The organism is Streptomyces sp. NPDC059008, assembly GCF_042749045.1.
Classification (GTDB): Bacteria; Actinomycetota; Actinomycetes; order Streptomycetales; family Streptomycetaceae; genus Streptomyces.
The window spans coordinates 1-13,549 of sequence record NZ_JBHYJC010000007.1; the positions used below are offsets into that span (position 1 = coordinate 1).

General features: G+C 73.9%; 12 protein-coding genes and 1 riboswitch. Of the genes, 7 read left to right on the forward strand and 5 right to left on the reverse strand.

Annotation, left to right across the window (positions count from 1 at the left end):
- Nucleotides 1-226, forward strand: a 226-nt coding sequence (locus ACFWZH_RS11605) for an Lrp/AsnC ligand binding domain-containing protein (protein WP_384428211.1), incomplete at its 5' end; no start/stop codon positions are given.
- A 107-nt stretch (nucleotides 227-333) separates the two neighbouring features.
- Here the strand turns inward: ACFWZH_RS11605 and ACFWZH_RS11610 are convergent.
- Nucleotides 334-915: an SMI1/KNR4 family protein gene (locus ACFWZH_RS11610; protein ID WP_384428213.1), complete on the reverse strand. Its 582-nt coding sequence runs from the start codon at nucleotides 913-915 to the stop codon at nucleotides 334-336.
- A 183-nt stretch (nucleotides 916-1,098) separates the two neighbouring features.
- Here ACFWZH_RS11610 and ACFWZH_RS11615 point away from each other — a divergent pair, with 183 nt between their 5' ends.
- From ACFWZH_RS11615 to ACFWZH_RS11625, 3 genes are all read left to right on the forward strand, one after another.
- The gene (locus tag ACFWZH_RS11615; protein ID WP_384428215.1) at nucleotides 1,099-2,037 is read left to right on the forward strand and encodes a LysR family transcriptional regulator; all 939 of its coding nucleotides are present in this window, start codon (nucleotides 1,099-1,101) and stop codon (nucleotides 2,035-2,037) included.
- Nucleotides 2,038-2,245: 208 nt separating this feature from the next.
- Nucleotides 2,246-3,061: a carbon-nitrogen hydrolase family protein gene (locus tag ACFWZH_RS11620; RefSeq protein ID WP_384428217.1), complete on the forward strand. Its 816-nt coding sequence runs from the start codon at nucleotides 2,246-2,248 to the stop codon at nucleotides 3,059-3,061.
- A gap of 136 nt (nucleotides 3,062-3,197) precedes the next feature.
- On the forward strand, nucleotides 3,198-4,898 hold the full coding sequence (locus ACFWZH_RS11625) for a flavin monoamine oxidase family protein (protein WP_384428219.1): 1,701 nt from the start codon (nucleotides 3,198-3,200) through the stop codon (nucleotides 4,896-4,898).
- 59 nt (nucleotides 4,899-4,957) lie between these two features.
- Here ACFWZH_RS11625 and ACFWZH_RS11630 read toward each other — a convergent pair whose 3' ends face one another.
- The gene (locus tag ACFWZH_RS11630) at nucleotides 4,958-5,887 is read right to left on the reverse strand and encodes an LLM class F420-dependent oxidoreductase (RefSeq protein ID WP_384428221.1); all 930 of its coding nucleotides are present in this window, start codon (nucleotides 5,885-5,887) and stop codon (nucleotides 4,958-4,960) included.
- A gap of 155 nt (nucleotides 5,888-6,042) precedes the next feature.
- A complete protein-coding gene (locus tag ACFWZH_RS11635; RefSeq protein WP_384428223.1) occupies nucleotides 6,043-6,762 on the reverse strand; it encodes a DUF5995 family protein in 720 nt (239 codons plus the stop codon).
- 296 nt (nucleotides 6,763-7,058) lie between these two features.
- Between ACFWZH_RS11635 and ACFWZH_RS11640 the strand changes: the two genes are divergently transcribed.
- Nucleotides 7,059-8,447 carry a uracil-xanthine permease family protein gene (locus ACFWZH_RS11640; protein ID WP_384428225.1) on the forward strand — a complete coding sequence of 463 codons (1,389 nt, stop codon included), beginning with the start codon at nucleotides 7,059-7,061 and terminating at the stop codon, nucleotides 8,445-8,447.
- A 143-nt stretch (nucleotides 8,448-8,590) separates the two neighbouring features.
- On the opposite strand, the gene ACFWZH_RS11645 is transcribed toward ACFWZH_RS11640, so the two are convergent.
- Complete coding sequence (locus ACFWZH_RS11645) at nucleotides 8,591-9,817, reverse strand: MFS transporter (protein WP_384428227.1); 1,227 nt, start codon at nucleotides 9,815-9,817, stop codon at nucleotides 8,591-8,593.
- A gap of 70 nt (nucleotides 9,818-9,887) precedes the next feature.
- Between ACFWZH_RS11645 and ACFWZH_RS11650 the strand changes: the two genes are divergently transcribed.
- Nucleotides 9,888-11,126: an ROK family transcriptional regulator gene (locus ACFWZH_RS11650; protein ID WP_384428229.1), complete on the forward strand. Its 1,239-nt coding sequence runs from the start codon at nucleotides 9,888-9,890 to the stop codon at nucleotides 11,124-11,126.
- A 52-nt stretch (nucleotides 11,127-11,178) separates the two neighbouring features.
- Here the strand turns inward: ACFWZH_RS11650 and ACFWZH_RS11655 are convergent, their stop codons facing one another.
- Nucleotides 11,179-11,943 carry an SDR family oxidoreductase gene (locus tag ACFWZH_RS11655; protein ID WP_384428231.1) on the reverse strand — a complete coding sequence of 255 codons (765 nt, stop codon included), beginning with the start codon at nucleotides 11,941-11,943 and terminating at the stop codon, nucleotides 11,179-11,181.
- Between the two features lie 195 nt (nucleotides 11,944-12,138).
- Nucleotides 12,139-12,269, forward strand: a riboswitch (FMN riboswitch).
- Nucleotides 12,270-12,454: 185 nt separating this feature from the next.
- Between ACFWZH_RS11655 and ribD the strand changes: the two genes are divergently transcribed.
- Nucleotides 12,455-13,549, forward strand: a complete 1,095-nt coding sequence (ribD, locus tag ACFWZH_RS11660; RefSeq protein ID WP_384428581.1) for a bifunctional diaminohydroxyphosphoribosylaminopyrimidine deaminase/5-amino-6-(5-phosphoribosylamino)uracil reductase RibD — start codon at nucleotides 12,455-12,457, stop codon at nucleotides 13,547-13,549.

The window sequence follows — 13,549 nt, forward strand, 5'->3', positions numbered from 1 at the left end:
CTCCCCCGTGTCTATCCACGGCGGCCTGTCGCGCTCCCCGTATGGGGCGTCCGCCTCCACCGTCACCGGTGAGGCGGACGCCATCGTCCAGGTCTTCGCCTCCGACATGCGCCACTTCGAGCGGGTGCTGGAACGGATCGCGGGCGAGCCGTTCGTGGAGCGGACGAAGTCGGTGCTGGTGCTGTCGCCGCTGCTGCGGCGCTACAGCTCGGGCGCGCCGGGCTGAACCGCGTCGCCGTACGCCACCGCCCGCCCGGCACGTGCGGCCGCCGCACCGGCTCCCTGACCGCCCTGCAGCACCGCTTGCACCGCCGCCCCGCCCCGCGCCCTCGCTCATGCCCCGTTGCCGCCCTCCGGCAGGCGGAGCCTGAGGAACGAGGTGTACTGGTCGTGCATCAGGTCGTGGAAGGAGTCGAAGCGCTTCGGGCCACTCCCCGACCACGAGGCGAGCCAGTATCCGGCCCACTCGCCGCGCTCGTCGACGTCCTCGGGGTCGAGGAGCATGATCGCGGCGTCTCCGTCGAGAGACAGCCGCAGACAACGGGCGAGGATCGCGCCCTCGGGCTCCTCGTCCTCGTCGGCGAACTCGGTGTCGCTGTAGGCGTCGATCCAGCCGGAGTCGTCGTCGGTGTCGGCCAGCCAGGCGAGCTCGGCGGCGCCCGCCAGCCGGTAGATGAAGGTCCCGGCGTCCCGCCACCCGTCGGTGGTCAGCAGGAACTCGCGGAGCGAGGGCGGCAGCGTCCGACCCAGACGGGCCTCGGCCGCCGCGACCTCGTCCGCACCGGCCGGGCCGAAACCGAGCCAGCCGTCGCGTACCACGTCGTCGTCCAAAGGGGCGTCCCGCTCGGGGTCGTGCCCGGCGATCCACTGCTCGCTCCAGCGTTTCAGGAACGGCCGCCACTGCTCGCGGTTCATGCGCTTCCCTCCCACGTCGACCGGCGTCGAACGTCACTGCGTCAACGACAGCACATGGGTCTGACATTCAGCTCCCGCGCCGCCCCGCACCGCCCGGCGCCCGGCGGGTCACTTCCACGACGACCGCGCCTCGCACCGCACTAAAGTCCGGTGGATTGACCCCCACCGCAAGGTATGGACTCCATGATTGCGCGAAACGCATCCGTCGATCTGAACCTGCTGACGGCACTGGACGCCCTGCTGGAGGAGGAGAGCGTGACCGCGGCCGCCGACCGGCTCGGGCTCTCCGGGCCCGCCATGAGCCGCACCCTCGGCCGGATCCGCCGTACGATCGGCGACCCCGTCCTCGTCCGCGCCGGGCGCACGATGGTGCCGACCCCGCGCGCCCTGGAGATCAGGGCCGAGGTACGCCGGCTGGTGGAGGCGGCACACGCCGTGCTCGTGCCGTCCGCGCCCGCCGACCCGGCCCAGCTCGCCCGGATCTTCACCATCAACGCCAACGACCTCCTCGTCACCGCCCTCGGCCCCCGCCTGGTCGCCCTCGCCGCCGAGGAGGCCCCGCAGGTCGTGCTGCGCTTCCTCGGGGAGAGCTACGTCGACCTGCCGCTGCTGCGCGACGGCGCCGCCGACCTGGAGGTGGGCGTCATCGACAGCCGCGAGCCGGAGATCCGTACGGAGGAGCTGTTCACCGATCGCGCGGTCGCCGTGGTGCGCGAGGGGCACCCGCTGACCACCGTCAAGCTCACCCCCCGCCGCTACGCCGACGCCCCGCACCTCAACGTCACCCGCCGCGGCCGGCTCACCGGCCCCGTCGACGCTGCACTCGCCGAACTCGGGCTGCGCCGCAAGGTGATCGCCACCGTGCCCACCTTCGCCGCCTCCCTGATGATGGTCCGCGACAGCGACGCGGTCGGCCTGACCGGCGAGCGCTCCGCGGCCTCGACGGCCCGCGGGCTGGGGCTGCGCGCCCTGCCCATCCCGCTCGACCTGCCGACGATGACCATGGAGATGGCCTGGCACCCGCGCCAGGAGGCCGACGCCGGGCACATCTGGCTGCGCGGTCTCGTGCGCCGCGCCGTCGCGCAGGCCATCAGCGCCGCACCCGCCCCGGCACGACGGTGACATCACCGCCCGGATGGCCCCGGCCGTCCCACGGCGCCCCGGGCCCGCCCGTCCGACCTGCGCGAACGCCGGGCGCAACGAATCGCCGGGGTCTCGCTTGAACGCGCAATGAATCGTCCGTCGGCACGCAACGGTGGCGCCTTGTCCGGAATCGTCGCCGCCCCGTACCGTCAATGCGTCCCGCCCGAACCGTCCGCCGAGGGGTCCCATGACGTCGCTGCACACCGCCCTGCTCCAGAGTTCGGGCCGGCCCGGCGATGTCGCGCACAATCTGCGGGTGCTCGGTGACGCGGCCCGCTCGGCGGCCGCGACCGGCGCCGGGCTGCTGGTCTGCCCCGAGCTGTTCCTGACCGGCTACGCGATCGGCGGCGACGTGCACCGCCTCGCCGAGCCCGCCGACGGCGACAGCGCCCGGGCCGTCGGCGAGATCGCCGCCGAGCACGGCATCGCGGTGCTCTACGGCTACCCCGAGCGCGCCGGCCACGACGACCCCGACAGCGCCGCGGTCTACAACTCCGCGCAGCTCATCGGCCCCGACGGCGCGCGCCTGGCGAACTACCGCAAGACCCACCTCTTCGGCTGCTTCGAGCGCGAGTGGTTCACCCCGGGCGAGCGGGCGGTCGTCCAGGCCGAGCTGTCCGGCGTCCGCATCGGCGTGCTGATCTGCTACGACGTGGAGTTCCCGGAGAACGTCCGGGCGCACGCGCTGGCCGGCACCGATCTGCTGCTGGTGCCCACCGCGCAGATGCACCCCTTCCAGTTCGTCGCCGAATCCGTCATCCCGGTCCGCGCCTTCGAAAGCCAGATGTACATCGCGTACGTCAACCGCGTCGGCCAGGAGGGCGAGTTCGAGTTCGTCGGCCTGAGCTGCCTGGCCGGCCCGGACGGGGTCGTACGCACCCGCGCCGGCCGCGGCGAGCAGCTGGTGCGGGCCGACGTGGACGCCGCCTTCCTCAAGGAGTCCCGGGCGGAGAACCCGTATCTGGACGACCGGCGGCCCGAGCTGTACGGCCCACTGACGTGACCTGACCCGCCCCCACCCCCGTCCCACCCCGTCCGCCGCAGGCCGGCCAGCGCCGCCCTGCCCGCTCGGCCCTGCCCGCGCCGGGCGTCCCGCCCTGCCTGCTCAACCCTGCCCTGCCTGCGAGGAGTCCGCCCCGATGACGTCCACGGTGCCCACCGCCGCCCACCACGCGGATGCCCAGCCGCCGATCACCATGTTCGGCCCGGACTTCCCGTACGCCTACGACGACTTCCTCGCCCACCCCGCGGGCCTGGGCCAGATCCCCGCGGTCGAGCACGGCAAGGAGGTCGCGGTCATCGGCGGCGGCCTCTCCGGCATCATCACCGCCTACGAGCTGATGAAGATGGGCCTCAAGCCCGTCGTCTACGAGGCCGACCAGATAGGCGGCCGGCTGCGCACCGTCGGCTTCGAGGGCACCGGGGCCGAGGGGGCGGGCCTGACCGCCGAGATGGGCGCCATGCGCTTCCCGCCGTCCTCGACGGCGCTGCAGTACTACATCGACCTGGTGGGTCTGCAGACCACGCCGTTCCCCAACCCGCTGGCGCCGGACACCCCCTCGACCGTCGTCGACCTCAAGGGCGAGTCGCACTACGCCGTCACGGTCGACGACCTCCCGCAGGTCTACCGCGACGTCATGAACGCCTGGAACGCCTGCCTGGAGGAGGGCGCCGACTTCTCCGACATGAACCAGGCGATGCGCGAGCGCGATGTGCCGCGCATCCGGGAGATCTGGGCGCAGCTCGTCGAGAAGCTCGACAACCAGACCTTCTACGGTTTCCTCTGCGAGTCGGAGGCGTTCAAGTCCTTCCGGCACCGCGAGATCTTCGGCCAGGTCGGTTTCGGCACCGGCGGCTGGGACACCGACTTCCCCAACTCCATCCTGGAGATCCTGCGGGTCGTCTACACCGAGGCCGACGACCACCACCGCGGCATCGTCGGCGGCAGCCAGCAGCTGCCGCTGCGCCTGTGGGAGCGCGAGCCGGCCAAGATCGTGCACTGGGCGCCCGGCACCTCGCTGTCGTCGCTGCACGACGGCACGCCGCGTCCCGCCGTGACCCGGCTGCACCGCACCGCCGGCAACGGCATCACGGTGACCGACGCCGACGGCGACATCCGCACCTACGAGGCCGCCGTCTTCACCGCGCAGTCCTGGATGCTGCTCAGCAAGATCGCGTGCGACGACTCGCTGTTCCCCATCGACCACTGGACGGCGATGGAACGCACCCACTACATGGAGTCGTCCAAGCTCTTCGTGCCCGTGGACCGGCCGTTCTGGCTGGACAAGGACGAGGAGACCGGGCGGGACGTGATGTCGATGACGCTCACCGACCGGATGACCCGCGGCACGTACCTCCTCGACGACGGGCCGGACAAGCCCGCCGTCATCTGCCTGTCGTACACCTGGTGCGACGACAGCCTGAAGTGGCTGCCGCTGGACGCGAACGAGCGGATGGAGGTCATGCTGAAGTCGCTGTCGGAGATCTATCCGAAGGTCGACATCCGCAAGCACATCATCGGCAACCCGGTCACCGTCTCCTGGGAGAACGAGCCCTACTTCATGGGCGCGTTCAAGGCCAACCTGCCCGGCCACTACCGCTACCAGCGGCGGCTGTTCACCCACTTCATGCAGGACCGCCTCCCCGAGGACAAGCGCGGCATCTTCCTCGCCGGTGACGACATCTCCTGGACGGCGGGCTGGGCCGAGGGCGCGGTGCAGACCGCGCTGAACGCCGTGTGGGGCGTGATGCACCACTTCGGTGGCAGCACCGACGCCACCAACCCCGGACCGGGCGACCTGTACGACGAGATCGCGCCGATCGAACTGCCGGAGGACTGAGGACAACCGGAGGTCCGAGGACGCGAGGGGCCCGGCACACCGCCGGGCCCCTTGCCTCCTCAGACCCCGGCCGCCCGCGCCGCCGCGTACACCTCCGCCGCGAGGTGCTTGAGCTCCTGCGCGTCCCGGGCGCCGCCCTGGAGGTCGATGAGGATCTCCTCCACGCCCACCGCGGCGTGTGCCACCAGATCCTCGGTGATCTGCTCGACGCTGCCCTGGAAGGGCTTGCGGTCCGGGCCCTCGTACGCCTTGGGGGTGTGCAGGGTGTTCACCCGCAGCACGCTGCGCACCGGCTCCCGGCGTTCCCGCTCGGCCGCGAGCTCGTGCACCCGCTGCCACTGCTCGGCCAGCTTCCGTGCGCCCATGCCGACGGGCATCCAGCCGTCCGCCCGGTCGACCAGCCGGCGCAGCGCGCGCGGGCTGTTGGCGGGCAGCAGGATCGGGATCGGCCGTTTCGGCTTGGGCCCGACGACCGACGGCGCGATGGTGGTCAGCGGCCCCTCGTACGCCACCGGGTCCGGGCCCCACACCGCGCGGCAGACGTCGATCAGCTCGTCGAGCACCTTGCCGCGCCGGTCGAACGGGGCGACGGCGGCGGCCGCGTACTCGTCCCGCGACCAGCCGGTGCCCAGGCCCGCGACCACCCGGCCGCCGCTCGCCGCGTCCAGCGACGCGAGGCCGCGGGCCAGCTGGAAGGGCACGTGGAGCGGGGCCACCAGCACGCTGGTGCCGAGCCGGGCCCGCTTGGTGGCGGCCGCCGCCAGCGTGAGCGTCACCAGCGGGTCGGCCACCGAGCGGTACTGGTCGGGCCAGGGCAGGCCCGGGATGCCGTACAGCCCCTGCGTGGCGGGCTCGGGGAACAGGATCCGCTCGAAGACCCACAGGCTCTCGTATCCGGTGTGCTCCGCCGCCCGCGCCACCTCGGGAACGTCGGCTCCGATGTCGTACTGCCGCATCTGCGGAAGGCCCAGACCGAGTCGGATGCCCATGCACGCACTCCTTCGTCTCAGGTGTTCCCCAGGGTCTGTCCCCGTGCCCTGCGGCCAACGTAGTGCCGGTCGAGGAGGGTTCAAGGGTGGAACACGTCGATGTGGCGGTCCGGGGAGGGCCGGGCGAGGAACGCGGACCGCGGACGCGGGGCGGGTCAGCCGGGCAGCGGGGTCAGCAGCATCCGCCCCACCAGCCCCACCCCGGCGTCCAGCCGCTCGGTGAACTCCGCCGCCACCTGGGGCAGTCCGCGGACGCCCCACAGCGCCCGGGCCGCGACCCAGGCGCCGTCCCTGGCCTTGTCCAGGCTCCACGACCCGATCAGATGCGTCAGCGGATCGGCGATGTCCAGCACGTCGGGGCCGGGCATCAGCCGCTCCCGGATCCGCTCCTCCAGGCTCGCCAGCACCCCGCCCACCCGGTCGAAGTCGCTCTCCAGCACCTGCGGTTCGCACTCCAGCGCCCGGCAGGTGTCCAGCACCGCGAGCGCCAGATCGTGGCCGATGTGGGCGTTGATACCGGCCAGCGCGAACTGCAGCGGGCGCACTCCCGGGTGGCGGCGCAGTTGGAGCAGCGGCCGCCAGCAGGCCGGCGGCCGCAGCCCGGCGGCCGCGGCGTCCACCGCGTCGAAGTAGCGCCGCGCGAAGCGGAGGTCCAGCTCCCCGGCGGCCCGGGGATCGTCGAACCCGCCGCGGCCCAGGCGCTGGGCCACCGCTTCGGTGACGGTCAGATAGACCCCGTTGAAGACGGCTACCCCGTCCTCGGGGGGCAGCGCGGCGTCCAGCTCCCGCATCCGCGCCAGCACCTTCGCCACGCCCGTGGCGGTCGCGGTCCTCGGCGGGCCGTGTTCGTCGCCGCATTCCTGAGTCGTCGTCATCCCTTCAGCGTGACACCGGCGTTACGGCTGCCGGCGCCGCCCGATCGCCGATGCCCGGAACGGGGTAACGACCGGCGCGCCCTCTTGTGACTCCGCGCTGCTCCGGTGGCCGGAAGGCCTCCTGCCACCGCCTGGCCCGGACGTACCACCAGGCCGTCGGGAGACCCGGCCGCCGAGGCGGGCGACGAAGGGCGGCGCGGCCGGGGCGGCCCGCGGTTTTGTTCGGCGGGAATCGTTCGGCTATGAATCACCTCGGCCCTGTGCTGTGCAGGGCGTCGCAACAGTGGAGTGTGAACATGGCGGGCTTCGGGTGGAAGCTGCACGGAGATGGCAAGCACCTGCAGCCCGGCGAGGTGGTCAGGCCCGGGGAGCGCCTGACCTGGGGGCGGACGATCGGGCTCGGCGCCCAGCACGTCGTCTCCATGATCGGCGCATGCTTCGTCGCCCCGGTGCTCATGGGCCTGGACCCCAGCCTCGCCCTCATGGCGTCCGGGGTGGCCACCGTGCTGTTCCTGGTGATGACCCGTGGCCGCATCCCCAGCTACCTGGGGTCGTCGCTGTCCTTCGTGGGCGTGTCCGCGGTGATCGCGGGCCAGGGCGGCGACGCCGGGACCCTGACCGGCGCGATGCTCGTCGTGGGCGCCTGCCTGGCCGGCTGCGGTCTCGCCATCCACGTCCTGGGCGCCCGGGTGATCCACGCCGTGCTCCCGCCCACGGTGACCGGCGCGGTCGTCATGCTCATCGGCTTCAACCTCGCCCCCGTCACCGCCTCCGCCTACTGGCCCCAGGACCAGTGGACGGCGCTGGCCACGATGCTCTTCACCGGTCTCGCGCTGGTCGTGCTGCGGGGTTTCTGGTCGCGCATCGCGATCTTCCTGGGCCTGGTCTTCGGCTACGCCCTCTCCTGGGTCCTGGACCGCACCGCGGGGAAGATCCACTCGGTCGACGGCTCGGGCAAGCTCACCGACCACTGGCGCATCGACTTCTCCGGGGTCGCCCAGGCCGACTGGATCGGCGTCCCCACCTTCCACGCGCCGAACTTCTCGGCCTCCGCGATCCTGGTCGCGCTGCCCGTCCTGGTGGCGCTGGTCGCGGAGAACGCCGGCCACGTCAAGGCCGTCGGCGAGATGACCGGCGACCCGCTGGACGACAAGATGGGGATGGCCATCGTCGCGGACGGCACCGCGACGGTGCTCTCGACCGCGGTCGGCGGCCCGGCCACCACGACGTACGCCGAGAACATCGGGGTGATGGCCGCGACCCGCGTCTACTCGACGGCGGCCTACACCGCGGCCGCGGCCTTCGCGGTGCTCTTCGGCCTGTGCCCGAAGTTCGGCGCGGTGGTGGCCGCGATCCCCGGCGGCGTGCTGGGCGGTATCACCGTCATCCTGTACGGCATGATCGGCCTGCTCGGCGCCCAGATCTGGGTGCGGAACAAGGTGGACTTCACCGTCCCGCTGAACCTCATCCCCGCCGCGGCCGGCATCGTCATCGCCATCGGCGGGGTGACGCTGAAGTTCACCGAGCACTTCGAACTGAGCGGCATCGCGCTGGGCACCCTCGTCGTGCTCACCGGCTACCACTCCCTGCGCTGGCTCTCCCGGGCGACGGCGGCCCCGAGGCAGGGCGCGCTCCTGGACGGCGGGACCACCGACTACGACGGCGGCACCGGCACGTCCGGCTGAGGCCACCGGCGGGGACTGGCCCACCCCGTGGTCGGGCGCCCGTGCGATCGCCGCGGAGCTGCTCCGGCCGGAGGCGGGCGCGCGGACGGCGGGCGCGGACGGCGGACGCGGCCTGAGCCCGCCGGGGATGGTCCCCCGCCGGCTCAGGACCGTTCCAGATCGCCCGTCACCGCGGGGGCGCCGCTCGCCGTACGTCCCGGGACCCGCAGCACCCGCGCGCCCACGACCAGGCCGAATGCCAGCGCGGTGACCAGCGCGAACGACACGGTCAGCGAGGTCGCCTGGGCGATCCCGCCGATGGCGGACGGGGCGATCAGCCCGGAGGTGTAGGTGATCGTGGCGACGCCCGCGATGGCCTGGCTGGGGGCCGGGCCGCTGCGGCCGGCGGCTGCGAAGGCCAGCGGCACCACGACCGCGATGCCCAGGCCCATGAGGCCGAAGCCGGCCATGGCCGTCGCCGGGTGCCGCGCGGTGACGATCAGGAGGCCGCCGGTCGCCGCCAGCGCACCGCCGGTGCGTACCGTGCGCACCGCGCCGAAGCGGGCCACCACCTTGTCGCCGGCCAGTCGCGCCACGGCCATGGTGCAGGCGAAGGCGGTGGTCGAGGCGGCGGCCAGGCCCGCGTCGGTGTCCAGCCGGTCGCGGAGGTAGACCGCCGACCAGTCCAGGGCGGCGCCCTCGGCGAAGACCGCGCAGAACCCTGTCGCCCCGATGACCAGCGCCGATTTCGGCGGCAGCGCGAAGCGCGGCGGCGGATGCTCCTCGGGGGCGCTGCGCAGGTCCAGTACGTCCCGGCAGGCGAACGCGCCGAGCAGGGTCAGGACGAGTGCGGCACCGGCCAGGTGCAGCCGGGCGTCCCATCCGGCGTGCGCGGCGACGGTGCCGGCCGCCGAGCCGAGCAGCGCGCCGGCGCTCCACATGCCGTGCAGCCCCGACATGATCGGCCGGCCGAGCCGGTCCTCGGTCTCCACGCCCAGCGCGTTCATCGCCACGTCCGACATCCCGGAGGCCGCCCCGTATGCCAGCAGGGCCGCGCCCAGGGTGTACAGGCCGGGGGAGAGGGCGGGCAGGACCAGGGACAGGGTCCACAGCGCGAGCAGGCCGCGCAGCGCGGCGCGGGCGCCGAAGCGGTGGCTGATCCGGCCGGCCAGCGACATCGCCAGGGATGCGCCGATCGCAGGGAAGGCGAGGGCCAGGCCGAGCTGGCCCGGGGAGATGCCGGTGTGGTCCTGGATCCAGGGGATGCGGGTGGCGAAGTTGCCGGTGACGGAGCCGTGGACGAGGAAGACCAGGGCGACGGCCCGGCGTGCGCGGCGCAGTCCGTCGCGGGGGAGGGGGGTGACGCCCTCGGGGACGCCGTTGCCAGCCATGGCCGGTAAACTATCAGGAAGCCTGCCTGATAATAAGGGTGTCGATCCGGCCGGATGAAAGGATCCCGTCATGCATCCACCGCGCGCGGCGGCCGCCGGCCGCACCGCCTCTCCGGCCACCGCCCGGCTGATCAACGATCGGCTGGCGCTGCAACTCCTGCAGTCCGAAGGACCGCTGACGGCAGGTCAGCTCAAGACGCTGACCGGTCTGTCCCGGCCGACGGTGGCGGATCTCGTCGAGCGCCTCCAGGCGGCCGGGCTGATCGCCGTCGTGGGGGAGAGCGGTGCGCAGCGGCGTGGGCCCAACGCCCGGCTCTACGGGATCGTCGCCGACCGGGCCCATCTCGTCGGCCTCGATCTGCGCACGCACAGCGTCACCGTCGCGGTCGCCGACCTGCTGGGCCGGGTACGTGCCGAGCACACCGCCCCCATCGGCTCGGACGACGCCGCCGACGCGGCCGTCGCCACCGCCCTCGCCGCGGTGGACAAGGCCCTGGCCGCGGCCGGGGCCGAGTCGCCGCACACCCTCGCCGTCGGCGCCCCCGGCCTGGTCGACCCCGCGACCGGGCGGCTCGGCGGCACCGACTGGATCTCGTCCTGGCACGCCGCCCTGGTCGGCGCGCTGCGCGCGCGGACGGCGGCACCGGTCCTGCTGGAGAACGAGGTCAACCTCGCCGCCGTCGCGGAGCGCCGCGATGGCGCGGCCCGCGACCGCGACACCTTCGTACTGCTCTGGCTGGGCCATGGCACCGGCGCCGCGGTCGTCCTGGACGGCACACTGCGGCGCGGCGCCTCGGGGGGCGCCGGCGAGATCGGCTTCCTGCCCGTCCCCGGCACCCAGGCGCTGCCCTCCGCGAGCGGCTGCGACGGCGGCTTCCACTCCCTGGCGGGCTCCGCCGCGATCTGCGCACTCGCGGCGGAGCACGGCATCCGGCCCCCGGCGGACGAGGAGGCCGACCGCGGCCTTCTCGCGGACGCGCCGCCCGCCGAGGCACTGGTCCGCGCCGCCGTGGCCGGCGGTGACGCCGGTGCCGGCTTCCTCGACGCGCTGGCCGCGCGGATCGCCCTCGGCGCGGCCGCCGTCTGTGCGGTGCTCGACCCCGGCTGCGTCGTGCTCGGCGGCGAGATCGGCCGGGCCGGCGGCGAGGCGCTCGCCGGCCGGGTCGCGGACCGGCTGGCCGGTCTCTCCCCGCTGCGCACCGACGTACGGGCGGGGACCGTCGGCGGGCGCGCGGTGCTGCTCGGCGCGGTGCTCGCCGCCCGCGACGCCGCCCAGAACGAGCTGTTCGGCCCGGCGGCGGGCGGTTAGGGCCGGTCCGACGGGTCGGGGTCGGACAGGCCCTACGGGACACCCCGGGCGGCTACCCCGCCCGCTCCGCCAGGAACTCGGCGTAGGTGCGCCGCCCGTCGGCGTGCTCCGGGGTGAGGTTCCCGCCGCGGCGCAGCGCGGCGGCGGCCGCGCCCGGCAGCCACACCGGCAGCAGCAGCCGGCGTCGCCCGCCCGCCGTCAGCGTGGCCCGGACGAGATCCCGGGCCGTGCGCACCTCGGGGCCGCCCATGTCCGCCACCCGCCCGGCCGGTGCGCCGGCCGCCAACGAGGCCAGCCGGTCGGCCACTTCGCGCACCTCGACCGGCTGCACCCGTACGCCCGGCGGCACCGGCAGCACCGGTGAGCGGGCGCCCGCCTTGACCAGCCGGAGCACCAGATCGTGGAACTGCGTCGTCCGCAGCACCGTCCAGCCGATGCCGGAGTCCGCGATCAGTCGCTCCACCGCGAGCTTGGTGCGGTAGTAGCGCAGCGGTACCCGGTCCACGCCGACGATCGAGATGTAGAGCAGATGCCCCACGCCCGCCCGCCGCGCCGCGTCGAGCAGCCGCCCGGCGGCCTCCGCGTCGCCGCCGGCCGGCGCCGTCGCGCAGTGCACGACCGTGTCCACGCCCGCCAGCGCCTCGGCCAGACCGGTGCCGTCGCGCAGATCGACCGCGTACGACCGCAGGCGGGGCCGCTCGGCGCCGGTGTGCGGGCGCCGGCTCAGCGAGCGGACGTCATGACCGTCGTCGAGCAGCCGGTCGATCAGGGGCCGCCCGAGCGTGCCCGTGCCGCCGGTCACCAGAATTGTCGCCATCAGGGATCAGTCCTCGGGGTGTGCGGGGATGCGTACGTACGGGGGACGGGCGCGTGCCGTCCCCGCTATGACGGACCAGCCCGACCGGCCGTGGCACCTGCGACGCGCCGGGAGCTGTGAGGCAGCCCACAGGGCTTCGCTCGCATGGGCGAGGATCGGCCGTGGCAGACTGAAGCTGTACTGACATAAGAGCAGCAGCGCACTCCGGGGTCGGTGTAATTCCGAACCGGCGGTTATAGTCCGCGACCCGTCCGCAGCCAGCGGCCGGTTGAGCAGGTGAAATTCCTGCACCGACGGTGAAAGTCCGGATGGGAGGCAGTGCGCGGCGGGCGAGCATCGGTACACCGCCGTCGGCGGCGCGTCCGGATCGTTTCCCGGGCGAGCCCTCTATTCCGGCCCCGGTGTCTCTGTTGCGCGTTTCCGCTTCTGTCGTCCTGACAGCCCCGGAGTCCGTGCCTGAAAGAGGCAGGAGGACCCGGTGGCCACCGCAGCCCCCGTCGAGACCGCGGCGATGCGCCGAGCCATCGAGCTCGCCGCGCGCGGCCTCGGGCACACCAGCCCCAACCCCGTCGTGGGCTGTGTCGTCCTGGACTCCGCGGGCCGTACGGCCGGCGAGGGCTGGCACCAGCGGGCCGGCGGTCCGCACGCCGAGGTCCACGCCCTGCGCGCCGCCGGTGAGCGGGCCCGTGGCGGCACCGCACTGGTCACCCTCGAACCCTGCAACCACACCGGTCGCACCGGCCCCTGCGCCCAGGCGCTGATCGACGCCGGTATCGCCCGGGTCGTCTACGCCGTCTCCGACCCCAACCCGGCCGCCACCGGCGGCGCCGTCACCCTGGCCGAGGCCGGCGTCGACGTCGAGGGCGGGCTGCTCGCCGACGAGGCCGCGGCCGGCAACGAGGCCTGGCTGACCGCTGTGCTGCGCCACCGCCCCTTCGTGCTGTGGAAGTACGCCGCCACCCTCGACGGCCGGATCGCCGCCGCCGACGGCACCAGCCGCTGGATCTCCTCGCCCCAGTCGCGCGCCGACGTGCACCGGCTGCGGGCCGCCGCGGACGCCGTGATCGTCGGCTCCGGCACCGCCCGCGCCGACGATCCGCAGCTCGGCGCCCGGATCAGCGGGCTGTCCGACGACGAGATCAGCCAGCCGCTGCGGGTCGTCGTCGACTCCGGCGCCACCGCCGTCAAGGCCGGCGCCCGCGTCCTGGACGGCACCGCGCCCACCCTGATCGCGGTCGCCGAGGACGCCGACGCCGCCCACCTCGAAGGCCTCGCCCCGCTCGTCCGGCTGCCGCGCGCCGCCGACGGGCGCGGGCTGTCCATCCCCGCGCTGCTCAAGGCCCTGTACGCGCGCGATGTCCGCTCCGTACTGCTCGAAGGCGGGCCCACGCTCGCCGGGGCCTTCCTCGCCGCCCAGGCCGTCGACAAGGTCGTCGGCTATCTCGCGCCGGTGCTGCTCGGCGCCGGACCGGCCGCCGTCGGCGACGCGGGAATCACCACCATCGCCCAGGCGCTGCGTCTCGATGTGACCGACACCGAACGGCTCGGCCCCGATCTGCGCATCACCGCCACGCCCATCCGCCACGCCCTCCATGAGGAGAACTGA

Excerpts from the sequence above, each read along its gene's own strand:
- ACFWZH_RS11610 (WP_384428213.1), bottom strand. The coding sequence starts at position 915 with ATGAACCGCGAGCAGTGGCGGCCGTTCCTGAAACGCTGGAGCGAGCAG.
- ACFWZH_RS11615 (WP_384428215.1), top strand. The coding sequence starts at position 1,099 with ATGATTGCGCGAAACGCATCCGTCGATCTGAACCTGCTGACGGCACTG.
- ACFWZH_RS11620 (WP_384428217.1), top strand. The coding sequence starts at position 2,246 with ATGACGTCGCTGCACACCGCCCTGCTCCAGAGTTCGGGCCGGCCCGGC.
- ACFWZH_RS11625 (WP_384428219.1), top strand. The coding sequence starts at position 3,198 with ATGACGTCCACGGTGCCCACCGCCGCCCACCACGCGGATGCCCAGCCG.
- ACFWZH_RS11630 (WP_384428221.1), bottom strand. The coding sequence starts at position 5,887 with ATGGGCATCCGACTCGGTCTGGGCCTTCCGCAGATGCGGCAGTACGAC.
- ACFWZH_RS11635 (WP_384428223.1), bottom strand. The coding sequence starts at position 6,762 with ATGACGACGACTCAGGAATGCGGCGACGAACACGGCCCGCCGAGGACC.
- ACFWZH_RS11640 (WP_384428225.1), top strand. The coding sequence starts at position 7,059 with ATGGCGGGCTTCGGGTGGAAGCTGCACGGAGATGGCAAGCACCTGCAG.
- ACFWZH_RS11645 (WP_384428227.1), bottom strand. The coding sequence starts at position 9,817 with ATGGCTGGCAACGGCGTCCCCGAGGGCGTCACCCCCCTCCCCCGCGAC.
- ACFWZH_RS11650 (WP_384428229.1), top strand. The coding sequence starts at position 9,888 with ATGCATCCACCGCGCGCGGCGGCCGCCGGCCGCACCGCCTCTCCGGCC.
- ACFWZH_RS11655 (WP_384428231.1), bottom strand. The coding sequence starts at position 11,943 with ATGGCGACAATTCTGGTGACCGGCGGCACGGGCACGCTCGGGCGGCCC.
- ribD (WP_384428581.1), top strand. The coding sequence starts at position 12,455 with ATGCGCCGAGCCATCGAGCTCGCCGCGCGCGGCCTCGGGCACACCAGC.